Here is a 21,022-nt window from a genome sequence, read left to right on the forward strand (position 1 = left end):
AGCGCCCTTCACTTGCCCGTCAGTCAAAAATGGGGTCCTCAATGTCCGGATTGGAGCAACGCAGCTATATCGTGACGGGCGCAGGCGGCAGTATCGGCCGCGCTGCCGCCCTTATTCTTGCCCGTCGGGGCGCGAATGTGGTTGTCGCCGATATCGTCGAAGCCGCAGCCGAGGAAACGGTCAGACTGATACGCGCGGAAGGTGGCAACGCCGTCTACAGCCATTGCGACGTCAGTATCGAGGACAACGCGTGGTCGACCGTGGAACTCGCCATCACCGAATTCGGTCGCCTTGATGGCGCATTCAACAATGCGGGGCTGCCGCCGGTCAACGTGCCGCTTCATCAACTGACGAGCGCCGATTTCCAACGATCCCTGGATATCAACGTGCTCGGCGTTTTTCATTGCATGAAACATCAGATCGCAGCGATGCTGAAAGCGGGGAGCGGCGGTTCGATCGTGAACACGGCGTCGGTTGGCGGCACCGTCGCGATCCCCGCACATGGCGAGTACATCGCAGCCAAACATGCCGTTATCGGGCTGACGCGGATCGCTGCCGTCGATTACGGGCAACAGGGAATCCGCGTGAACGCAGTTCTACCGGGCGCTATCCGCACTCCGATGCTGATGTCGGTGATCGAGAACGAGCCTTCGCACGCGGAATTCCTGAAAACCGCCCACCCGATCGGTCGATATGGCGAACCGGCGGAGATCGGCGAAACGGCAGCCTGGTTGCTGTCGGATGCCTCTTCGTTCGTCACCGGCGCCGCCATTGCTGCCGATGGCGGCTACACCGCAATCTGAACTGCCAGAACCGTTGGGAACCGGACTATGAGCGCAATACGAATGATGGCGGTCTTCGCACGGAGAGTGGGAATGACGCCTCAGGCGTTTCACGATCACTGGCGCTATCCCCACGGCTCGCTGGGACAAGGCATCCGGATTATCAAGCGCTATGTCCAGAGCCATCAGGTCGACGTCGATTTCCTCGATGCCGATCAGAACCGCTACGAAGGCATCGCCGAAGTCTGGTTCGACAGCGAAGCGGACGCTGCCGCCTTCGTGACCGATCCTGATTATGTGGCCTATGCGCTGAAAGATGAGCCGAATTTCGTCGACATGGACAACTTCTTTGCCGTTTTCGCACGCGAAGAGGTTCTCAAAAGCCGCGCCGAAGCGCTGCGCGGTGACGAGGCGGCCTATAACTGGTCGATCGACCGACGACCGAACTTCGCCAAGCTTACCCAGGTGGTGTTCGAGGAAGGCGGCACGGCCTGGGCCGGAGACGACGATTTCGCACTTGGCGAGCGTCTTGGCGCATTTCGCCATACCCGGTGCCATCCGATCGAAAAGCTCGTCCTCCCCGGCCCCTCGGTGATCGGTGTGCGCGAACTTTATTGGCCGACGCGGACATTGGCAGAACAGGGCATAGCTGCAGCAGGTGACGCTTTCCATGCGCTGTTTAGCCGAGCGCCAAAGGCACAAACGATCTTCTCGATAAGTGAGCGCTACGTCTGACGGTGCAGGTTAACCGCCCCTGCGCCTCAAGACGCTTCTCAACCAGACGCCGCTCCTGCGCAGCCCATGGTAGAGCCAGAATGCGATCCATACCGAGCTTCAGCGGCCCTTCCAGGCGCTTCTGCAAATAGCGGCCGATCTCGAACGGGTTAGTCTTCGCCTGCCCTTCCACCACGGTCTTGCCGTCGGGATCGAGAACACAGATGCTCGTGCTGCGCTGGCTGACATCCAGACCCACGCTGTATGTTGCTTCGTGCCGGATAGGCGAGCCGTCCGATCAGGCGCAGGATGTTGCGCTCTGCCGGCGATTGTGGCGCATTGCGCAGCCAGGATAGCCATGTCGCGGCCTGCCCCGGTCGTCGGGCTAGCAAATCGTCCAGACCCTGAGCCAGCCAGCGCGGACGACGGCGATGCTGGCCGATGCGCGAAATCGTCGAAGCCATTTTCTATCTGCTACGGGCAGGATGTCCCTGGCGGCTTTTGCCCGACAGTTTTCCGCCATGGCGCACGGTATACCAGTGGTTCTGCACCTTGCGCGACGATGGGGTATTCGAAAGCCTCAATCATCATCTCGTTCGGATCGATCGCATCCGGACAGGGCGAGAACCAGCACCATCCGCGGCAGTCATCGACAGCCAGAGCGTGAAGACCACCGAAGCAGGCGGACCTCGTGGTTACGACGCAGGCAAGAAGACCATGGGACGCAAACGCCATGCAATGGTCGATACCGATGGTCGCGCCCTTATCATACTGGTCCATCCTGCCGATGTGCAGGACCGCGATGGCGCGGTGCCCTTGCTCCAGCAGTCTCACCAGCGGCATCCCTTCGTCGCGCGCGCCTATGCCGACAGCGCCTACAACAGCGATCGCGTCCGGGACGCCACCTCCATTACGATCGAAATCGTCCGCAAATTCGCCGATCAGACCGGCTTCGTCGTCCATCCCAGACGATGGATCGTCGAACGCACCTTCGCATGGATCAACCGCAATCGCCGTCTGGCCAAAGAGGGGTGACTACACGAAAGTGACGTATCTGCACGCTAAGGGCGAACGGATAGCGAACTTCACGCGGCGAGCAGGGAGCTGACGGCGCGCAGCGGCCGCAAGGCATCCGGATCGGGCCGATCTTCGACATTCCAGCTATAGTCCCCCGTCAGCGAGATATGCTCCCAGCCCAATGGCGCGACGTGGCGCGCGATCTCGTCGGGCGTGCCGATGTCAGCCAGCGCCATTTCGAGATAGCGAGTGTTCCACAGGATGATGGCGGCGACGAGCAGGTTGAGGCCGGAGGCGCGATAAGTCTGGTTTTCGAACCGCCGATCACGCAATTCGCCGAGCTGGTTAAAGAAGAGCGCGCGGGCGAGCGCGTTGCGGGCTTCGCCCTTGTTGAGGCCCGCCTGGGTGCGCCGGCGCAGGTCGATGTCGCGCAGCCAGTCGAGCATGAAGATCGAGCGTTCGAGGCGGCCAAGCTCGCGCAGCGCGAGGGCCAGTCCGTTCTGTCGCGGATAGCCGGATAGCCGGCGCAGCATCGCCGAAGCAGTGACGGTGCCGGTGCGGATCGACGTGGCGAACCGTAGCAGTTCGTCCCAATGCGCCGCGACATGGCCCAATGCGATCGGTTCGGTCGTCATGCCGGCGAGCAAGGGGCCGGATTCCTGGCCGGGAAGGAGGTGCAAACGACGCTCCTTAATGTCGCGCAAGCGCGGCGCGAAGCGGTAGCCGAAGAAGGGCATGAGACCGAACACATGGTCCGATGCTCCACCCGTATCGGTGTAGTGCTCCTCGATCGTCATGCCGGTCTGGTGATACAGCAAGCCATCCAGGACATAGGGCGCTTCGCCTGCGGTCGCCGCGATCACCCGGCTCGCAAAGGGATCATATCGATCCGAGACATGGGTGTAGAAGGCGACGCCCGGTTCGTTGCCGCTGCGCGCGTTGATGTCACCGATCGCGGCCCCACGACCGCCGGCATGAAACTGCTGTCCGTCGCTCGACGAGGTGGTGCCGTCTCCCCACAGCGCGGCGAGCGGCATGGTGCGATGGGCGTTGATCAGCCTTCCCAGCGCCTCGCCATAGGCGGCCTCGCTGATGTGCCAGTCATGCAAGTGAGCAAGCTGGCGCAGACTTGCGCCCCGGCAGGTTTCCGCCATGCGCGTGAGGCCGAGATTGATGCCATCGGCGAGGATGACGGTGAGAAGCGCATTGCGATCGTCGGCCTCCCGGCCCGAACGTCGGTGGATGAAGCATTCGCTGAACCCGGTCCAAGCATCGACCTCAAGCAGCAGGTCGGTGATCTTCACCCGTGGCAGGCGATCATAGGCTGCGCGACGGGCAATTTCGGTAGCGGGCGGCGTTGCCGCCTTCAGCGGCGAGATGATGAGGCCGTTTTCGTCAAGCCTGACCTGGGGCAGCTCGCCTTGTCGCGCGAGGACCGTTACCTGTTCGATGGCCGTGTCGAGCCTGGTGCGCCTTTCCTCAATATGGCGCTCGAAATCCGTTTCGATGGCGAGCGGCAGTGGTCCCTTCTCGCGAAGCGCCGCATAGGTGGCCGGTGGGATGAGGTAGCTGTCGAAATCGCGAAACTGGCGGCTGCCCGCGACCCATATGTCTCCCGCTCGCAGCCGCTCACGTAGCTGCGACAGAGCGCATAGTTCATAGGCGGCGCGGTCGACGATGCCATCGCGCAGGATGAACGGCCGCCATGCGGACGGCACAAAGCGCAGCGGCACGCGATCAGGCAAGCGCCGTTTGCCGGTCCGGTATAGCTCCGCGATAATGGCCAGCGCCGACAGAAGTCCCTGCACCGCACCGGCACCGCGAAATTCGAAGGTGTTGAGAAAGGCGCCGGCAAAGAGCTTTACCGTGCGATGCCGCTCAATCAATTCAGCGGTGCGATCGACGGTTTCCGGTCGGCTGAGCACTTCGGCTTGCTCGACCGACACGGCGAAGCGCTGCCAGTCCAGCGCCTCGATCTGCGCCAGCGAGTCCACGCCGTTGGTTCGCGCGTCGATGAGGATGCGGCAAGACCCTGTGAGCGTCCGGAGATGACCCTGCAGCTCGCGCACCGTCTTGAGGGCTTTGTCGCGGGTCCGGTTTTCGGCGCGGCGCACCATGCTGCCCAACAGCTTGTCGAACATCGTCAGGGTTGCGTCGGTCAGGTCTTCCTCAAGGCGGATGCCGGTTGCCGCCAGCGTCGCATGTCGGCGCAGGGCATTGAGTTCGCCAAGATGCTGGGGCGTGATGCGGCTGCCCTCGTCCGCGAGCCTGTCAAAAGTCGAAGCCGGAATCATGTCAGCCCGCCCGCGATCGAGGCCCAGTGCGCGGACATAGGCGAGCCGTTCGATCAGGCGCAGAATGTTGCGCGCTGCCGGCGATTGTGACGCATTGCGAAGCCAGGATAGCCATGTCGCGGCTTGCCCCGTTCGTCGGGCCAGCAAATCGTCCAGGTCCTGAAGGGTGTCGGGCCGCAGACCGTTTGTGAGCACTTCATAGGTAAGCTGTTCGGCTTGCTGGCGAGCCCGCCGCAGCACCGCTTCTAGAATCGAAGAAGAAGGTAGGAGGATCTGCCGACGCCGGAGTTCGTCGACGATGACGCCTGCCATCTGGCCGGGGTGGATGATGGTCTGTGCGATAGGGATCGAGAAGGCGACGACTTCGCGGAATGCGTCGCGATCGAAAATCCTGAACCCGTGCGATCGTCGGATTTCGACAAGATGCTCGCGGCGGGTCTGATCCCGACGAGCATAGTCCGCAAAGGCGTCGGGCGCGACGCCGAGTTGGCGGGCCACATAACCGAGCACAGGGGCGGGCGGGACTTCGCCCGCTTCCAGCGCACGGCCAGGCCATCTCATGGTGAGCAGGAGCATCGCGAAACCGAGCCGGGTGGCATCGCCGCGACGGCGACCGACAATTTCCAGGTCGTCACTGGTCAGCGTATAGTGACGTGCAATCTCGCGCTCATCGAGCGGCGCGTCATAATGCCCCGCCCAGATTTCCAGGCTCACCAGTCGCCGCCTCGCCAAGCATCATCTCCTTCGCTGTGCCTGTCCGTCAGACGGTCCTCTGGCGGCCAGGATGAATATGTCCGTCAACTCTGGACCTGTGATGGCGATTCGGACAAGATCGCAAAATGATGGGAAAACGGACACGATCGGGCAGCATGTGGCGCTGATCGGCTATGCGCGCGTCTCGACCGCAGACCAGAAGCTGGCGCTCCAGCTCGACGCGTTGAGCGCTGCCGGTTGCGATCGCATATTCGACGATTATGCATCTGGAGCAAAAGCCGATCGGCCCGGCCTGGCCGAGGCGCTCACCTATCTGCGTACCGGCGACACGCTGGTGGTCTGGAAACTCGATCGTCTTGGGCGTTCGATGAGCCACCTGATCGAGAAAGTCGGCGAGCTGGCGGCGCGCGGCGTGGGTTTCCGCTCGCTCACCGAGCAGATCGATACCACCACGTCAGGCGGGATGCTGGTATTCAACATCTTCGGCTCGCTTGCCCAATTCGAGCGCGATCTGATCCGGGAACGCACCCATGCTGGCCTGCGAGCCGCGCGCGAGCGCGGTAGTCAGGGCGGTCGCCGCCCTGTCGTCACTCCCGACAAGCTGCGCAAGGCGCGGGCGCACATCGCAGCGGGCCTAACTGTTCGTGAGGCGGCGGCTCGGCTCAAGATCGGGAAAACCGCCCTGTACAAGGCTCTGGAAAGCGCATGAAACCGCTGCCGATCCAGAACTCGTGGGTGCTGGTTACAGGGGCCTCAACCGGTTTGGGCAGGGCGTCAGCCCTCCGTTTGGCGGCATCGTACCAGGCCAAGCCCCTGATTGTTGGGCGAAGGCTCGACAACTTGCGGGAGCTACAATCCGAAATTGGCGAGCGGTTTAATGTCCCGTGCGAGATCATAGTGGCCGATCAACGTGAAATTGAGGGCAGGGAGAAGATTGCGGCCAAGGTTATAGAATTGAAAGTCAATGCGGCTTTCTTGGCTGCCGGGCTGACGAGCGCCGGTCCGTTTGATGCTAGCCGTGCCGACGCCTATGCCGAGGTGATTGGAACAAACGTAGCCGGCTTCACGGATTTGCTGGCCCGCCTGATTGCGATCTTCCGGCAGCAGCCGTTTGAATCCTCAATAATCGCAGTGTCGAGCCTGGCGGGCGAAACATCCGTACCCTTCCAAGCGGTCTACGGCGCGTCGAAGGCCTATGTGAGTACCCTCATGCGGGCACTTTCCATCGAGCTTGCCGGGACGGGTGTGAGCGTTGGGTCTTTTGCACCCGGTGGCATTGACACCGACATGGCTGCCCTCAGCGATTTGAAGTGGGGAAAGTTGGGCTTGATGAACGTTGATCGCTGCGCGACCCTTGCCGTCGACGCTCTGGTTCATCGGCGATCCTTCGCCATACCGGGGATGGGCAACCGACTCACATACTTGGCGAGCAGGGCTCTACCTCGATCGTTGGTGAGCCGGCTTGCGGCACTCCCATATCGGCGCCCGCAATGATCGACACATGCTCAAAGGATAGGTTGAACACGCCGTTGAGTACCTACAGGTAGCCTCTGCTGGCATTGTACCGGATTTGTTCGCTCTTAGCGTGCAGATACGTCACTTTCGTGTAGTCACCCCAAAGACTTCGAGCGGACCATCAAATCCGCAACCGCGCTCCTCTATGCCGCCGCTGCCATCGTCCTCATCCGACGCATCGCTCGTTACCCATGAGATTCAAGACAGACTCTTAACAAAATTTCGTTACTTGACGGATTTCTTGGACTTAGGGTTGCAGTGCGCCGCATGTAGATGGCTGTTCGTGGAGAAAGACAACGTGATACGTATGTTGGGTGAATTTTGGCCAGATATATTCGTGATCTTACTGGTCTGTTCGCTCGTATCATTTGCAAACCAAAAATTCGGAATATTTGTCGCTACTCCGATAACATTGGGATCGACTGCATTAACGCTATTGCTCGGAGCCGCTGGGGCGACATGATTCTACTCTTATCTTCCTTTTGGCCTTGGCTTGTTCCAGCAATTGCGTGGATCGGATTTTTCACCGGTCGCTATTTTAGAAGAAAGAGCATAGCGAAAAACACATGATTGCCGCAACTCTGGCGGCTTCGCGCGCCTACGCCGGGCCGGGTTACTCCCGGCCGTGAAAGCGGCATCCATCTGCGGCCTGCACGTCAAGCGTGTCGGCGCTCCTTCGCAGCCGCCAACATCTCGCGCCGAAGGATTGCGTTCATGCGAGCCTGATAGCCCTTGCCCTGGGATTTGAGCCAAGCAAGCACATCGGCGTCGAGCCGCGCCGTTACCTGCTGCTTGATCGGCTTATAGAACCGTCCACGCTCGGCGGTCTTCCAGAAATCCTCTGTCAGCGTCGGGGCATCACTATAGTCGATACCGCTATCCGGCATCGCCTGCAGGGCATCCAGCTCGGCCTTCTGTGCCTCGGTCAAGGGGGGCAGATTGCCCGGATCGAGCTGGAAGCGGACGGTATCAGCGTCTTTCTTCTTCATAACGTCGTCTTTCCTTTCGATCGGCTTTTCGGGCCGAAATGATATGGATGATCTCCACATATTCGCCGTCGTCGTCATCCTCAGCGACGGTGTGGGCCACCAGCAGGAGTAAATGTCCTTCGACCAGGCCCAAGGTCTGCCATCGTTGCTCGCCGCCTTCGATCCGATCATGCACGCTAAGCGCAAAGGGGTCTGCGAAGGCGCTGGCGGCCGTCTCGAAACTGATGCCATGCTTTCTCAGATTGCTCTCGGCTTTGGCTGGGTGCCAGGAAAAGCGCATGGATAACATGACGGGAATATAATTATATTTTTGTCGTTATTCAAGGCGTATCCTTGACCGGCGCTGACCACCCGATCCGCTCCAACGTGTCCGTCAATGTTGATCGCGGCACGCTGAACGTGGCTCTGTTGCAAAAATCGTGAAGCTTGAGCATGCTTGGCGGAGATTGGACGGACGGAACGATGACGGATTTCAAGTGGCGCCATTTCCAGGGTGATGTGATCCTGTGGGCGGTGCGCTGGTATTGTCGCTATCCGATCAGCTATCGCGACCTTGAGGAAATGCTGGCGGAACGCGGCATTTCGGTCGACCATACGACGATCTATCGCTGGGTCCAGTGCTACGCCCCGGAGATGGAGAAGCGGCTGCGCTGGTTCTGGCGGCGTGGCTTTGATCCGAGCTGGCGCCTGGATGAAACCTACGTCAAGGTGCGGGGCAAGTGGACCTACCTGTACCGGGCAGTCGACAAGCGGGGCGACACGATCGATTTCTACCTGTCGCCGACCCGCAGCGCCAAGGCAGCGAAGCGGTTCCTGGGCAAGGCCCTGCGAGGCCTGAAGCACTGGGAAAAGCCTGCCACGCTCAATACCGACAAAGCGCCGAGCTATGGTGCAGCGATCACCGAATTGAAGCGCGAAGGAAAGCTGGACCGGGAGACGGCCCACCGGCAGGTGAAGTATCTCAATAACGTGATCGAGGCCGATCACGGAAAGCTCAAGATACTGATCAAGCCGGTGCGCGGTTTCAAATCGATCCCCACGGCCTATGCCACGATCAAGGGATTCGAAGTCATGCGAGCCCTGCGCAAAGGACAGGCTCGCCCCTGGTGCCTGCAGCCCGGCATCAGGGGCGAGGTGCGCCTTGTGGAGAGAGCTTTTGGCATTGGGCCCTCGGCGCTGACGGAGGCCATGGGCATGCTCAACCACCATTTCGCAGCAGCCGCCTGATCGGCGCAGAGCGACAGCCTACCTCTGACTGCCGCCAATCTTTGCAACAGAGCCGCGCCTTGTGGAGAGAGCTTTTGGCATTGGGCCCTCGGCGCTGACGGAGGCCATGGGCATGCTCAACCACCATTTCGCAGCAGCCGCCTGATCGGCGCAGAGCGACAGCCTACCTCTGACTGCCGCCAATCTTTGCAACAGAGCCCATCTGCCCGCGATCCGCATCACCGATCTCCTTGCTGAAGTCGATCGATGGACCGGTTTCAGCCAGTGCTTCACGCATCTGCAAAGCGGTCGGGTTGCCGATGAACCCCGCGCTATCCTGACGGCGGTGCTCGCCGATGCGACCAATCTTGGCCATAAGCGCATGGCAGAAGCCTGCGATCTCGTGACCCAACGCCAACTCAGTTGGCTCGCCTCATGGCATTTACGCGAGGAAACCTACGGTAGGGCTCTCGCCCGGTTGGTCAATGCCCAGCACACCGCGCCGCTCGCCGCCCTGTTTGGGTCCGGGACCTCGTCCAGTTCGGACGGTCAGAACTTCCTGCTTGATCGCCGTGCTCAGGCGACCGGCGCAGTCAATCCGCACAAGGGGGCGGAGCCTGCTGTCTCCTTCTACAGCCATGTCTCGGATCGCTACGCGCCGTTTCATTCCACCGTCATCTCCGCATCCGCAAGCGAGGCGGCGCAGGTGCTGGACGGGCTGCTCCATCATGGTGCCGATCTGCACATTGAGGAGCATCACGTCGATGGTGGGGGCGTTTCCGACCATGTGTTTGCGCTATGCCATCTACTTGGATTCCGGTTCGCGCCGCGCATCCCTAACATCGCCGCGCGCCGGCTTCACCTGTTCAACGGAATCGAACCTGGCCCAGATATCGCGCCGCTGGTCGCGGGCAGGATCGACGAGGCCCTGATCGCCGCACACTGGGACGACGTGCTGCGCTTGGGCACCTCGATCCGCACCGGCGTCGTGAGTGCATCGATCATGCTGGAACGGCTCGGCTCCTATCCACGGGCCAATGGCCTGGCCTTGGCACTGCGCGAGATCGGCCGCGTCGAGCGCACCCTGTTTACACTCGACTGGATCGAGCAGCCCGAACAGCGGCGCCGCGCAACCCGCGAACTCAACAAGGGTGAGGCCGAAAATGCTCTGAAACGCGCCATCTTCTTCCACCGGATCGGCCGCATCCGTGATCACGCCCTGCAAGCCCAGACCCATCGGGCGAGCGCGCTAAACCTCGTCGCCGGTGCTATCGTCCTGTGGAACACGACCTACCTGCAAGCCGCCCGCATGCATCTTGCCAGTCTCGGCCGGTCGGTCCCGCCGGACCTGTTGCAACACCTTTCGCCGCTCGGATGGCAGCACATCAACCTCACCGGCGATTATCTTTGGACCGACCCCGATGCGCCATCGTCCGCCCTCAGGCCGCTTCGCCAGATGCACGCCGTCGAAGGTCCGGCGAAACCTTAGCGTATATCTGGGTCCGTTCTATGTACCGACCCCGTTCTGCCGATGCAGGAACAAGACGCGATCGGTCAAATGTGGCAATTCATCAACACAATCCCAAAATTCATCTTCGGGAAATGTCATGCGCGGTGACGCCATGCACGTATCTATTGATTGTTGCAGATAACAATCTGCGGCTGAATCATCGACCTCAACGAGTATCGCAAGAGCTTTTTCCATGAACTCTAGGGCAACCGCTTTCTGTTGCTCTCGATAGATATTGGAAGAATCAACCATAGCCTAGTCCTCCTTTCGGTCGCTGTAGGGAGGACGATGACTCAACAATAGGGAAATTGCACGCGCAACTAGGGCCAGATTGAGCAGTAATTTTATTACAACGGCAAGCAGCCCTCGCCTGCCCGGACAGGGGCGGCGCGTGGCATCGGCTAGATTGTTTGTTGGTCTTCCGACGATGGCTAGTCCTTGCGGGCCATCGTCGGAAGTGGACGGCCGCACAAATTGGGGGGCGTGGGCCGCGCCGGGCCTCTAGCATAAAATTACGGCCCTGCATCCCCGGCGTTGATACATTCGTCGCGCAGGGCGCTCGATTGAGCCGCCCCGATCGCGGTCGCCTCAATCGGCATAGCGAGCTGGCAATATGCACATACGCGCATAATTTCCGCTTGCGGGCTATGTATATTTGTGCATAATAGCCGCGATGGATACGGAACGGCCGGTTCGATGGGTGGCATCGTCAAAGCGCGATTTTCGGGAGTTCCCGGACGATGTGCAGGACGTAATGGGCTATGCCCTGCACCTTGCGCAGCAAGGCGGGCAGCACGCCAGCACTAAGCCGTTGAAGGGCTTTGGCGGCGCTGGCGTGGTCGAGATCATAGACGACCACCAAGGCGATACGTTCCGCACGGTCTATACGGTCAAATTCGCGGAGGCGGTCTATGTCCTGCACGCCTTCCAGAAGAAATCCAAGCAGGGCAAGGCCACGCCGCAGGCCGATATGGATTTGATCCGAACGCGGCTGAAATCCGCCGAGGAGCATCACCGGCAACACCAGACCCCGCGAGGCACAGCATGAGCGCACAGGACGAAATCATTGAGGAAGGCAGCGGCAATGTCTTTGCCGATCTAGGCTTTGCCGACCCCGACACCCACCTTTTGAAAGCCCAGCTCGTTACCCGTGTGGCCGAGGCCATGCAGGAGCGGAAGTTGACGCAGATCGCCGCCGCCAAGGTTACGGGATCTACCCAACCGGAATTGTCGCGCATCCTGCGAGGCCAGTTCCGCAGCGTCTCGGTTGAGCGGCTTCTAGCCATGCTCACCCGGCTTGGCTGCAAGGTCGATATTGTCGTGCGCCCGCAGGGGCGGACCACTGAATCGGCCGTGATCCACTTCGCCTAATGTGCGATGATTTCGCGCAAGCCCGGCTCGATATGTTCGAGGCCGGGCTATTCGGCCAAGGGCCTGCCTTCTGGCGCTGGATCGAAACCGACGCGGCGCAACCCTATCTTGCCGCTTTCGCCGCCGATCGACGGCCGCCCGAACCCGGCGAACCCTTCGCTATCGACCTTGCGGCCGACGACTTGCTTGCTCCCGATCGCCTCGCCCAGCTCGCCCTACAGATCGAGGCCGACCATGCTTGATCCCAATCCGTCCGTAGCCGACCTTGACGCATTGCTAGATCGCCACCGCAATGACGATGCGGCTATGGAAAAGATCGTTCGCGGGTATCTCCGTTGCGCGATCTACAGCTATCAGAAGCATTGCGTTTGGCGCGCCTTGCGCCACATCGGCAAGGACGATTGGAGTTTCAAAGAGGAAGACGTTGCCGCCTTGAGGGCCGAAGGCGCGAAATCCATTTCGGACTTTCGAGACTGGCTCATTGAGGAGCTGGCCGGGATGGGGATCAGCGCCCACACCGGCTTGCCGAATTGAGCGCCTAGCGCGCCGTCGCTTCAATTGCTGGCGGTGATTGTGCGCGGAATAAATCGCGGGTCCGCCGTGGGATCGGTAGGCGAAGGATGCAGCATGTCGCGCCGGAAATTCACCGCAACGGAAATAGGCGCGGCGTTCGGCCGAGCCGCCATGACGCGGGCTTGTGGAGCTGGCGCAGCCTCATAGCTGGCCATCGGCTGCACGGCCGCCGAGGTTAGGCCCCCTACCCCGCGTTCCGCTCTGGCGACGACAATTTGAGCGCGATCGAGCGGCCGAGTCTGATCGCCGGTATAGAAAGCCAGATGCCAATGATCGGCATGGCCCCGGTCCCCCGGCCCCAGCAGCTCCGCCACGCGAATACCATGTTGCGCCATCACGGCGCGGATTTGCTCGCGCGTGATCGTGTGCAGCCCGGCACGCGGCACGAAATCCACCGCCTGCCCATATTTGTGAAAGCTGTTGGCGGCCCCGTAATTGGCTTCCAGCGCCCGCCACGTATCGGTTATGCGAGCATTGAACGCAGCGGCCAAGATCGAGGCGACATAGCCCGCCGAGGCGTCGGCGCTGCCTTGGGGCTGGACGATCGCCGGTTGCGCCGCGAGCTGGCCCCCGCCCGTCGCGTCGGCCGCCGTGATCGTGAGCGGGATCGAGGCCGATCGCGCAGCAGGAGCGCCGCCGCTTACCGGGATGCCGTTCACGCTGTAGGTATTATAGCGCGAGGAAAGCCACGCCTCCCAGCGCGCACCTTTCGCCATAATCAGCGCCCGATAGCGGGCATTATGGACCGGCGTTCGGGAATGATAATTGGCAACCCGCGTCCACAGGTCGCCCTTGTCATCCCGGATATGGTTTCTGATACGCCATGCAGCGAGGTTGTAGGGATAGCACCCCGCCGCAAGCACATATTCGGGCCGGATGCCGTAGCGTGCCAGCGATTGAATATAGCTGGAATTGAGCTGCATCGAGCCAAGATCGGCGGTGTTATTGGTGTTCTGGACGCGCGCGCCGGGCCGACCGTTCTCTTGTTCCGCGACCGCCAGCATGACGTTCGCCGGAATGTTATAGCGCAGCGCCGCCGCGATCGAGCATTGCACCCGTTCTTCTATGACAACCGGAGGCAGATCAGCGGCCATGATTAGCTGTCCCCCCTTCTCTGGACGAAGGCCGCAACTTCATCCTCTGGCGTCTCCATGTCGCCCGCATCACGGGCGGCCGAAATGGTATCGCCCGCGAATTGCGCCGTGGGGGGTGGCGATGAATCGGACGAGCTGGCGGGACTGCCCGCGCCGGTCGCGGGAGCGAGCGTTTCACTTCCCGACGATGCCGAGGCGGCCGACGCGCGGATATTGGCCGCCAGTCGGCCGCCCACCGTATTTCCCACCCGCTCTTTCAAAGCGCCCACCGCCATACCAGCGGCAGCGCCGCCGAGGATGCTTGCGGTTTTCGCCGCACGGCTAAGGCCGGTGCGTTGCGTGCCGCCAGTGTCGCCACTTTCGGGCGCGCCTTCACCTTGCGAGCTGGCGGAGCTGGCCTCCCCCTCCCCCGCAGGCGAGCCACCGGCAGCGCCGCCGCCGTTGCCGTCTTCACGATCGGCCGCCTCGCTACCCGCAGCGGCGCTTGCAGCCGTGCCGCCGCCCGCGCTGGCGGCTTCCGAGCCGCCTTGAAGGCCGCTGTTGTCATTGGCCGGGGGGGAACCGCCATCGCCGCCCATAGCGACGCTAAGGGGCGTGCCGCCGCCCCCACCGCCACCGCCGCCGCCGTTATCGCCGCCTCCCGGCATGTCGCCCGCCGACGAAAGCGGTTGCCCGCCTCCCATGCCGGTTTGGCCGCCTTCACCACCGCTCCCACCAGCGGCAGCGAAGGCGGCCTTGATCGCGCTGGCTCCACCCGCAGCGTTCATCGCGCCAGCAGCGATCATAGCCCCACCCGTGGCCGCCGCCCCAGCGGCCATCCCGGCAGCACCCAGCGCGGCCCCTGCCCCAAAGGCTCCGATACCGCCCGCCGCGTGGATCGAGCCGCCGCTTATAACGCCCCCGACCATCGCGGGAACCTTGTTTACGAGCGCCAGAAGGACGACCGCGAAGACAAGCATGGTCCCTAAATCTTGGAGAGACGAACCCTCGCCCGTTGCGGGGCTCTGTTGCAAAAATCGTGAAGCTTGAGCATGCTTGGCGGAGATTGGACGGACGGAACGATGACGGATTTCAAGTGGCGCCATTTCCAGGGTGATGTGATCCTGTGGGCGGTGCGCTGGTATTGTCGCTATCCGATCAGCTATCGCGACCTTGAGGAAATGCTGGCGGCTCTGTTGCAAAGATTGGCGGCAGTCAGAGGTAGGCTGTCGCTCTGCGCCGATCAGGCGGCTGCTGCGAAATGGTGGTTGAGCATGCCCATGGCCTCCGTCAGCGCCGAGGGCCCAATGCCAAAAGCTCTCTCCACAAGGCGCACCTCGCCCCTGATGCCGGGCTGCAGGCACCAGGGGCGAGCCTGTCCTTTGCGCAGGGCTCGCATGACTTCGAATCCCTTGATCGTGGCATAGGCCGTGGGGATCGATTTGAAACCGCGCACCGGCTTGATCAGTATCTTGAGCTTTCCGTGATCGGCCTCGATCACGTTATTGAGATACTTCACCTGCCGGTGGGCCGTCTCCCGGTCCAGCTTTCCTTCGCGCTTCAATTCGGTGATCGCTGCACCATAGCTCGGCGCTTTGTCGGTATTGAGCGTGGCAGGCTTTTCCCAGTGCTTCAGGCCTCGCAGGGCCTTGCCCAGGAACCGCTTCGCTGCCTTGGCGCTGCGGGTCGGCGACAGGTAGAAATCGATCGTGTCGCCCCGCTTGTCGACTGCCCGGTACAGGTAGGTCCACTTGCCCCGCACCTTGACGTAGGTTTCATCCAGGCGCCAGCTCGGATCAAAGCCACGCCGCCAGAACCAGCGCAGCCGCTTCTCCATCTCCGGGGCGTAGCACTGGACCCAGCGATAGATCGTCGTATGGTCGACCGAAATGCCGCGTTCCGCCAGCATTTCCTCAAGGTCGCGATAGCTGATCGGATAGCGACAATACCAGCGCACCGCCCACAGGATCACATCACCCTGGAAATGGCGCCACTTGAAATCCGTCATCGTTCCGTCCGTCCAATCTCCGCCAAGCATGCTCAAGCTTCACGATTTTTGCAACAGAGCCCGCTACTCGATCGGCGTTGGCGTCACAGGATTCGAGCTCGATTTCTGGGGCCGGGTGCGCAACCTTTCTGACGCAGCGCGCTCGCAATATCTAGCAACCGTGCAGGCTGAACGGGCGTTCCGCCTCGCGTTGATCCGGGATGTGGCCTCGACCTATTTTGCTTCCCGGGAAGCCGACGAGCGGATCGCCCTTGCCGAAGCTACGGTACGCAGCCGGCAGGAAGGCCTCCGCATAGCCGAGCGTCGCCTTGAAGCCGGGGTGACTTCAGCTCTTGATTTTCGACAGGCGGAGTCGCTACTGACTCAAGCCGAAACGGAGTTGGCCAGCCTGCGCTTGGCCGAGGCGCAGAGTGAGAACTTCCTGGCCGTACTCTTGGGCGGACCCGTTCCTGTCGGGCTCACGGTGCCGCTGACGCTGGCTGACCAGAAAAACGGAACGGTGATTGCCGCCGGATTACCCTCCGAGCTGATGGTGACTCGACCGGACATATTGGCGGCAGAAGAGAAACTGCGGGCAGCGCGTGCCAATATCGGTGCTGCTCGGGCAGCCTTCTTTCCATCCATCTCACTAACCGGTAGTATCGGTTTCGCTTCAACTGATCTTGGGAATTTGATCGGAAACGAAGGACTGAGCTGGAGCTTTGGACCTTCGATCAGCCTACCCATCTTCGATTGGGGTGCGAGGAAGGGCAATCTGAGCGTGGCTGAGGCACGTGAGGATATTGCCATCGCCGAATACGAACGCACCATTCAGGGAGCTTTCCGCGAAGTTGCGGACGCCCTTGCCGGGCGCCGCTGGCTTGCTGAACAGGTCGCCGCGCAGGTTCGTGCCACTGCGGCACAGCGAGCGATCGCCGATCTTGCCCGCACTCGCTACCGCGAGGGCGTCGCAAATTACCTTGAAGTGCTCGATGCCGAACGGAATCTGTTCATCGCGGAACAGACACTGATACAGCTGCGTCGCGCCGAGCTGGATGCTCTCGTCTCTCTGTATGTCGCTCTGGGCGGCGGCCAGCAAGGGTAATGGTGGTAATGTTCCACCGACGGGCCTTGGCTATTGATCATGACAACCTACAGATCGGTCCGCCGATAAATTCCCTGACCTATATATGATAATGTCCTTTTTATCACACATTCAAAAGGACCATGATCGCCATGCCTGAGACGGCCTCGACACCGCCGCAGCGCCGCCCTGTCATCCGGGCCGTGAGCTTCGATGAGGCCGACGCGGCGATCGGCCGCTTGCTGCGGATCGCGCTGCCGCCCACGCGCGCGGCCGAGACCGGCGCGTCGGCCAAGGTCGCGGATTTTCTGTTGGCCTGGTGGAATGGCGACGAGTGCGGGCATTTCCCGATCCTGCACCTTTGCAACGTCGATGCCGTCATTGCCGAGGATATGCTGACGGTCATGACCTATCTGGCGCAGGAGTCGACCACCTACGCCGATGCCTGGGGTTACCGCGACGCGATGCACGACCTTTGGGTGCGCTATCGGGGCGACCCCCGCCGAGAGCGTTTAAACGCCTCCGAAGATCCACCGTAAAAAGGGATGCCGGCATGATCGAAAATGACGACGAGGCTTTTGCCGACAACTACGCCGAGCGCGACCAGGCCAAGGCGCTGCGCGAGCAGGCGCGCGCGGGCGGGCTGCGTTTCGAGGCGTATCTACCCGGCGACATGGCCGATTGGCTGTTGGCGCAGGTCGAGCGGGGCCATTTCGTTGATCCGTCCGAGGCGGTGTTCGCGATCGTCCAGAACTTCATCGAGATGGAGCCGCACCGCGATTTGCGCGACGAGCTGTTGCGCCGGATATTGGACGAGTCGGTTGCACGCGGGCTTGAGGACGTGAAGGCGGGCCGCGTTCGTCCCGCCGATGAGGTGTTTGACGAATTGCGCCGGGAGCTGGCGAAGCCCCGCCCCGAGCCGGCCCGCTGGCAGAAGATCGCACGATGAACCAGCTCGCCCCCCTACCCTCGCCCGCGCTGGTGTTGCCGGCCTTGATCGCGGCGGCCGACGAGCGCGCGCGGCTTCGCTTCCTTGAGTTCTTCGCCGTCACCATCCGCAATCCGCATACGCGCCGCGCCTATGCGCGCGCGGCGGGCGACTTCCTGGCCTGGTGCGAGGCGCGCGGCGTTGCCTCTCTCGCTGGCGTGCAACCGCTCCACGTCGCGGCCTGGGTCGAGGCGCTGGGGCGCGAGCTGGCCGCGCCCAGCGTCAAGCAGCAGCTCGCCGGCGTGCGCCACCTGTTCGACTGGCTGGTGACGGGCCATATCGTGCCGGTGAACCCTGCCGGATCGGTGCGCGGGCCGGCGCATAGCCAGCGGCGCGGCAAGACGCCGGTGCTGGCCCCCGACGAGGCGCGGCGGTTGCTCGACAGCATCGACGTGATCACCCATGCGGGCCTGCGCGACCGCGCCCTTATCGGGTTGATGGTCTATAGCTTCGCGCGGATCGGCGCGGCGCTGGCGATGCGGGTCGAGGACGTGTTCATGCAGAACAGGCGGCTATGGGTCCGCCTGCATGAGAAAGGCGGCAAGCGCCATGAGATGCCCTGCCACCACAATCTTGAGGATTATCTATCCGCCTATATCGACGGCTGCGAGCTGCGCGAGGATCGCAAGGGGCCGCTGTTCCGCACGATCGCGCGCGGCACTAAGCGACTAAGCGAGACCCCCCTCCCCCAAGCCAATGCGTTCGCGATGGTGCGCCGGCGCGCGGGCGCGGCCGAGATCGGGACGGCGATCGGCAACCATTCGTTCCGCGCGACCGGGATCACCACCTATCTGAAAAACGGCGGCACGTTGGAGACGGCCGCGACGATGGCGAACCACAGCTCGACGCGCACCACCCAGCTTTACGACCGGCGACCCGATGACGTGACGCTGGACGAGGTGGAGCGGGTGTTGATCTAGGCGGCGATCGCCGGCGCACACGCCCAGCGGTCGCCATCCCAATGAAACCCTAGCCGCTGCGCGTTGCTGATCGCGGGCGGCTCGCCCTTGCGCCAGAAGGCGCGCATCTTGGCGCGCTCGTCCAGATCGGCGTCGGCGACGATCGTGCGCGCGGCCTGGATGAACTGCCCATGTCCGAACACATAGACGAGCGAAGCGGGCGGCATGGCCGCGAGGCGGGCCAGCGCCGCCTCGCAGCGCCCGAGCAAGGCGCGGAAACTCTCCGCCCCTTCCCCGTCGCAATAGTCCGGATCGGCCGCGCTCCAATAGCGTTCGAGGTGCGGCATCCGTTCGGCGCTGCGCGTGCCGTTACAGCGCGCCGGTTGGAGATAGGTAAATTCTTCGATCGGCCACACTTCGACCGGCACGCCGGGAAAGCGCGCTATCGTCGGCGCGGCCGTTTGCCGGGTGCGGGTATAGGGCGACGTGACGATGAGCGCAGGCGCTTGCGTCCAGCTCGCCGCGACCTGGCGCGCTTGTTCGTGGCCGCGCTCCGTCAGCTCGATCGCCGCGAGATCATGGCACGGCACGCCGGCGTTGCCGGTGGATTCGCCGTGGCGGATGAAGATCGCCCGCATATGCGTCATCTATCCGAATACCTCGCTATGCGAGCCAAGGCGCGCGAGGCGCAGCGTTTCGTCGTCGGGCTTGGCGTAGATCAGCACCAGATCGGGCTTGACGTGGCAATCGCGGTAGCCCGCCCAATCGCCGCTCAGATCATGGTCGCGGTATTTGGGATCAAGCGGCGTGTCGGTCGCGAGCGCGGCCAGGACGGGCAGAAGATCGGCATCGAGGGTCGCTCGATGCCGGCCCTTTGATTCCCGCTTGTAGTCGCGCTTGAACCGGGTCGAACGATCAATCGTCCGCATGGAGGTCCGCCATCAGCGCATCGACGCTGGCGAACTTGGTCCCCTTCCCCGCCGCCAGCTCTGCCATTGCCTCGCGTGTCGCGGCGTTCGGAACCTTGACCTCGAAAGGCAAGCGCCGTTCGTCGGCGATACGCAGCATCAGCAGCCGGATAGCGTCGGAGATCGAAAGGCCCATCGCGCCCAGCGCGGCGGTGGCGCGTTCCTTCGTTGTATTGTCGATCCTGGCGCGGACATAAGTGTCGGAAACAGCCATTGGGATTTCCTTCTGAAAACGTAGTCCCAGTGTAGTCACAAAATCTGATTTTGGCAATGGGTGCGGTGATTATGCGCCTGCCGCTGGCGCGGCACCGTGGCTCTAGTCGCTCACGCTCCCCAAGCCCGCAAGCGGTCTTGGCCCAAGGTGACGATCCACATGGCGGAAGCGAGATCGCTGCGCGGATCTCGCGCAGCAGTGCCGGCGTGCGCCGGCGCCGATCCTGTTTGAAGGGGGAAAGGCGGTCCCGGCCGCCTCTCCCCCGCAACGGCAATCAGCGGGACCGTGGCTCACTCGCTTCGCTCCCTGCGCCGCGCACCACTCCCGCAGATTCCCGCTGCCCCCCTCTCTCGCCGGCGTTCTTGGGCGTCCGTGTTCCGGCCGATGGCATGGCCATCGCCGGACAGGCGATTTGAAGGGAGTAAAGACGATGACCCACGAAATCCGCGAAAGCTGGCTCAATGCCGTGGCGCAGGGCATGGCTCCGCTGTTCGAGGCGCTGGACGCCCCCCTGCCCGACCGCGTGCGCGTGGCGATCGGCTTCACCAGCAGAGGCGCGAAGGGCAAGGCGATCGGCGAGTGCTGGGACAACCGACTTAGCGCGGACGGGCATTTTGAAATCTTCATCCGCCCGGACCTAGCGCACGCGCCCGATGCGATGCCGGCGCAGATCGCGGCCATCCTCGCGCATGAGCTGGTCCATGCCGCCGTCGGCATCCCGGCAGGGCATGGGAAGGCGTTTAAACGGGTCGCGCTGGGGCTGGGGTTGGTCGGGCCGATGCGTGCCACCACCCCCGGCGAGGCGTTCCTTGCGGCCGTCGCATCGATCCTCGATGTCGCTGGCCCCCTCCCCCATGCCCGTCTCGACACGGACGGGGAGTCGACCGCGCCCAAGAAGCAGAAAACCCGGATGCTGAAATGCGAGTGCGCGACGTGCGGCTATACCGCGAGGACCGCGCGCAAATGGCTTGAGCAGGCCGGAGCGCCGCTTTGCCCGATCGAGGATCACGGCCAGATGCAGCATAAGCCGCTGGACGATGACAGCGAGGAGGAGGGCGGCGAGGACGGCTAGACGCCCTGCCCTTTCATCCGATAGCCTCTTGCGCTATGACCACATTCAAACA

25 protein-coding genes and 4 pseudogenes are annotated in these 21,022 nt (G+C 62.5%); 18 read left to right on the forward strand and 11 right to left on the reverse strand.

Annotated elements, in window-relative coordinates:
- Positions 1-41: 41 nt before the first annotated feature.
- Both Sj15T_RS05600 and Sj15T_RS05605 read left to right on the forward strand, forming a co-directional pair.
- Complete coding sequence (locus tag Sj15T_RS05600; protein WP_007682039.1) at positions 42-803, forward strand: SDR family oxidoreductase; 762 nt, start codon at positions 42-44, stop codon at positions 801-803.
- Positions 804-848: 45 nt separating this feature from the next.
- Positions 849-1,517, forward strand: coding sequence for an EthD domain-containing protein (locus Sj15T_RS05605; RefSeq protein WP_081440685.1), 669 nt, complete (start codon positions 849-851; stop codon positions 1,515-1,517).
- On the opposite strand, the gene Sj15T_RS05610 is transcribed toward Sj15T_RS05605, so the two are convergent.
- On the reverse strand, positions 1,462-1,755 hold the full coding sequence (locus Sj15T_RS05610; RefSeq protein WP_145907151.1) for a hypothetical protein: 294 nt from the start codon (positions 1,753-1,755) through the stop codon (positions 1,462-1,464). The genes Sj15T_RS05605 and Sj15T_RS05610 overlap by 56 nt on opposite strands.
- Positions 1,756-1,916: 161 nt before the next feature.
- On the opposite strand from Sj15T_RS05610, the pseudogene Sj15T_RS05615 reads away from it, so the two are divergent.
- Positions 1,917-2,522 (forward strand): annotated as a pseudogene (locus Sj15T_RS05615) (IS5 family transposase); the annotation flags it as partial.
- Positions 2,523-2,581: 59 nt separating this feature from the next.
- Here Sj15T_RS05615 and Sj15T_RS05620 read toward each other — a convergent pair.
- On the reverse strand, positions 2,582-5,539 hold the full coding sequence (locus tag Sj15T_RS05620) for a Tn3 family transposase (protein ID WP_013039096.1): 2,958 nt from the start codon (positions 5,537-5,539) through the stop codon (positions 2,582-2,584).
- A gap of 139 nt (positions 5,540-5,678) precedes the next feature.
- On the opposite strand from Sj15T_RS05620, the gene Sj15T_RS05625 reads away from it, so the two are divergent.
- Together Sj15T_RS05625 and Sj15T_RS05630 are read left to right on the forward strand one after the other, a co-directional pair.
- Positions 5,679-6,230: a recombinase family protein gene (locus Sj15T_RS05625; protein WP_041386225.1), complete on the forward strand. Its 552-nt coding sequence runs from the start codon at positions 5,679-5,681 to the stop codon at positions 6,228-6,230.
- Positions 6,227-7,015 carry an SDR family NAD(P)-dependent oxidoreductase gene (locus Sj15T_RS05630; protein ID WP_013039098.1) on the forward strand — a complete coding sequence of 263 codons (789 nt, stop codon included), beginning with the start codon at positions 6,227-6,229 and terminating at the stop codon, positions 7,013-7,015. Before Sj15T_RS05625 ends, Sj15T_RS05630 begins: the two co-directional genes overlap by 4 nt.
- 677 nt (positions 7,016-7,692) lie before the next feature.
- On the opposite strand, the gene Sj15T_RS05635 is transcribed toward Sj15T_RS05630, so the two are convergent.
- Both Sj15T_RS05635 and Sj15T_RS05640 read right to left on the reverse strand, forming a co-directional pair.
- Positions 7,693-8,025 carry a BrnA antitoxin family protein gene (locus Sj15T_RS05635; protein WP_007682049.1) on the reverse strand — a complete coding sequence of 111 codons (333 nt, stop codon included), beginning with the start codon at positions 8,023-8,025 and terminating at the stop codon, positions 7,693-7,695.
- The gene (locus Sj15T_RS05640; RefSeq protein WP_013041561.1) at positions 8,006-8,305 is read right to left on the reverse strand and encodes a BrnT family toxin; all 300 of its coding nucleotides are present in this window, start codon (positions 8,303-8,305) and stop codon (positions 8,006-8,008) included. The genes Sj15T_RS05635 and Sj15T_RS05640 overlap by 20 nt, the downstream gene beginning before the upstream one ends.
- Positions 8,306-8,487: 182 nt before the next feature.
- On the opposite strand from Sj15T_RS05640, the gene Sj15T_RS05645 reads away from it, so the two are divergent.
- The 3 genes and pseudogenes from Sj15T_RS05645 to Sj15T_RS05655 form a co-directional block, all read left to right on the forward strand.
- The gene (locus Sj15T_RS05645) at positions 8,488-9,252 is read left to right on the forward strand and encodes an IS6-like element IS6100 family transposase (RefSeq protein ID WP_001389365.1); all 765 of its coding nucleotides are present in this window, start codon (positions 8,488-8,490) and stop codon (positions 9,250-9,252) included.
- A 49-nt stretch (positions 9,253-9,301) separates the two neighbouring features.
- A pseudogene (locus Sj15T_RS05650) lies at positions 9,302-9,397 on the forward strand (IS6 family transposase); the annotation flags it as partial.
- A 51-nt stretch (positions 9,398-9,448) separates the two neighbouring features.
- Positions 9,449-10,720, forward strand: a pseudogene (locus Sj15T_RS05655) (Tn3 family transposase); the annotation flags it as partial.
- An 18-nt stretch (positions 10,721-10,738) separates the two neighbouring features.
- Here the strand turns inward: Sj15T_RS05655 and Sj15T_RS05660 are convergent.
- Positions 10,739-10,993 (reverse strand): hypothetical protein, encoded by a 255-nt coding sequence (locus Sj15T_RS05660; RefSeq protein ID WP_013041563.1) that lies wholly within the window; start codon positions 10,991-10,993, stop codon positions 10,739-10,741.
- Between the two features lie 421 nt (positions 10,994-11,414).
- Between Sj15T_RS05660 and Sj15T_RS05665 the strand changes: the two genes are divergently transcribed.
- Genes Sj15T_RS05665 through Sj15T_RS05680 form a run of 4 tightly spaced genes read left to right on the forward strand, consistent with a single transcriptional unit; the run spans position 11,415 to position 12,646 of the window.
- Positions 11,415-11,789, forward strand: coding sequence for a type II toxin-antitoxin system RelE/ParE family toxin (locus Sj15T_RS05665; RefSeq protein ID WP_013041565.1), 375 nt, complete (start codon positions 11,415-11,417; stop codon positions 11,787-11,789).
- Positions 11,786-12,112: a helix-turn-helix transcriptional regulator gene (locus tag Sj15T_RS05670; RefSeq protein WP_006964370.1), complete on the forward strand. Its 327-nt coding sequence runs from the start codon at positions 11,786-11,788 to the stop codon at positions 12,110-12,112. The genes Sj15T_RS05665 and Sj15T_RS05670 overlap by 4 nt, the downstream gene beginning before the upstream one ends.
- The gene (locus tag Sj15T_RS05675; protein WP_013041566.1) at positions 12,112-12,354 is read left to right on the forward strand and encodes a hypothetical protein; all 243 of its coding nucleotides are present in this window, start codon (positions 12,112-12,114) and stop codon (positions 12,352-12,354) included. The genes Sj15T_RS05670 and Sj15T_RS05675 overlap by 1 nt, the downstream gene beginning before the upstream one ends.
- Complete coding sequence (locus Sj15T_RS05680; RefSeq protein WP_013041567.1) at positions 12,347-12,646, forward strand: hypothetical protein; 300 nt, start codon at positions 12,347-12,349, stop codon at positions 12,644-12,646. The genes Sj15T_RS05675 and Sj15T_RS05680 overlap by 8 nt, the downstream gene beginning before the upstream one ends.
- Before the next feature lie 20 nt (positions 12,647-12,666).
- On the opposite strand, the gene Sj15T_RS05685 is transcribed toward Sj15T_RS05680, so the two are convergent.
- Both Sj15T_RS05685 and Sj15T_RS05690 read right to left on the reverse strand, forming a co-directional pair.
- Positions 12,667-13,779: a transglycosylase SLT domain-containing protein gene (locus Sj15T_RS05685; protein ID WP_013041568.1), complete on the reverse strand. Its 1,113-nt coding sequence runs from the start codon at positions 13,777-13,779 to the stop codon at positions 12,667-12,669.
- 2 nt (positions 13,780-13,781) lie between these two features.
- Entirely contained in the window at positions 13,782-14,738 is a 957-nt protein-coding gene (locus Sj15T_RS05690) for a hypothetical protein (RefSeq protein WP_021244631.1), read from the reverse strand.
- Positions 14,739-14,840: 102 nt separating this feature from the next.
- Between Sj15T_RS05690 and Sj15T_RS05695 the strand changes: the two are divergent.
- Positions 14,841-14,948 (forward strand): annotated as a pseudogene (locus Sj15T_RS05695) (IS6 family transposase); the annotation flags it as partial.
- 53 nt (positions 14,949-15,001) lie between these two features.
- Here the strand turns inward: Sj15T_RS05695 and Sj15T_RS05700 are convergent.
- Complete coding sequence (locus Sj15T_RS05700; RefSeq protein WP_001389365.1) at positions 15,002-15,766, reverse strand: IS6-like element IS6100 family transposase; 765 nt, start codon at positions 15,764-15,766, stop codon at positions 15,002-15,004.
- Here Sj15T_RS05700 and Sj15T_RS05705 point away from each other — a divergent pair.
- The 4 genes from Sj15T_RS05705 to Sj15T_RS05720 all read left to right on the forward strand — a co-directional run bounded on the left by Sj15T_RS05705 (position 15,753) and on the right by Sj15T_RS05720 (position 18,737).
- Positions 15,753-16,850, forward strand: a complete 1,098-nt coding sequence (locus tag Sj15T_RS05705; protein WP_236613037.1) for an efflux transporter outer membrane subunit — start codon at positions 15,753-15,755, stop codon at positions 16,848-16,850. The two genes, Sj15T_RS05700 and Sj15T_RS05705, sit on opposite strands and share 14 nt — an antisense overlap.
- A gap of 131 nt (positions 16,851-16,981) precedes the next feature.
- A complete protein-coding gene (locus Sj15T_RS05710) occupies positions 16,982-17,368 on the forward strand; it encodes a hypothetical protein (protein ID WP_148225626.1) in 387 nt (128 codons plus the stop codon).
- 14 nt (positions 17,369-17,382) lie between these two features.
- Complete coding sequence (locus Sj15T_RS05715) at positions 17,383-17,778, forward strand: CopG family transcriptional regulator (RefSeq protein ID WP_013041572.1); 396 nt, start codon at positions 17,383-17,385, stop codon at positions 17,776-17,778.
- Positions 17,775-18,737 carry a tyrosine-type recombinase/integrase gene (locus tag Sj15T_RS05720; protein WP_013041573.1) on the forward strand — a complete coding sequence of 321 codons (963 nt, stop codon included), beginning with the start codon at positions 17,775-17,777 and terminating at the stop codon, positions 18,735-18,737. The genes Sj15T_RS05715 and Sj15T_RS05720 overlap by 4 nt, the downstream gene beginning before the upstream one ends.
- Here the strand turns inward: Sj15T_RS05720 and Sj15T_RS05725 are convergent.
- From Sj15T_RS05725 to Sj15T_RS05735, 3 genes are read right to left on the reverse strand one after another with little or no spacing between them, the layout of a single operon-like run.
- Entirely contained in the window at positions 18,734-19,354 is a 621-nt protein-coding gene (locus Sj15T_RS05725) for a histidine phosphatase family protein (protein ID WP_013041574.1), read from the reverse strand. The two genes, Sj15T_RS05720 and Sj15T_RS05725, sit on opposite strands and share 4 nt — an antisense overlap.
- A gap of 9 nt (positions 19,355-19,363) precedes the next feature.
- A complete protein-coding gene (locus Sj15T_RS05730) occupies positions 19,364-19,645 on the reverse strand; it encodes a type II toxin-antitoxin system YafQ family toxin (protein WP_004212931.1) in 282 nt (93 codons plus the stop codon).
- Positions 19,632-19,898 carry a type II toxin-antitoxin system RelB/DinJ family antitoxin gene (locus tag Sj15T_RS05735; protein WP_004212930.1) on the reverse strand — a complete coding sequence of 89 codons (267 nt, stop codon included), beginning with the start codon at positions 19,896-19,898 and terminating at the stop codon, positions 19,632-19,634. Before Sj15T_RS05735 ends, Sj15T_RS05730 begins: the two co-directional genes overlap by 14 nt.
- Positions 19,899-20,328: 430 nt before the next feature.
- On the opposite strand from Sj15T_RS05735, the gene Sj15T_RS05740 reads away from it, so the two are divergent.
- Positions 20,329-20,970, forward strand: coding sequence for a transcription elongation protein SprT (locus Sj15T_RS05740; protein WP_013041576.1), 642 nt, complete (start codon positions 20,329-20,331; stop codon positions 20,968-20,970).
- Positions 20,971-21,022 lie beyond the last annotated feature (52 nt).

This window comes from Sphingobium sp. TA15 (assembly GCF_037101235.1).
GTDB classification, from domain to species: domain Bacteria; phylum Pseudomonadota; class Alphaproteobacteria; order Sphingomonadales; family Sphingomonadaceae; genus Sphingobium; species Sphingobium indicum.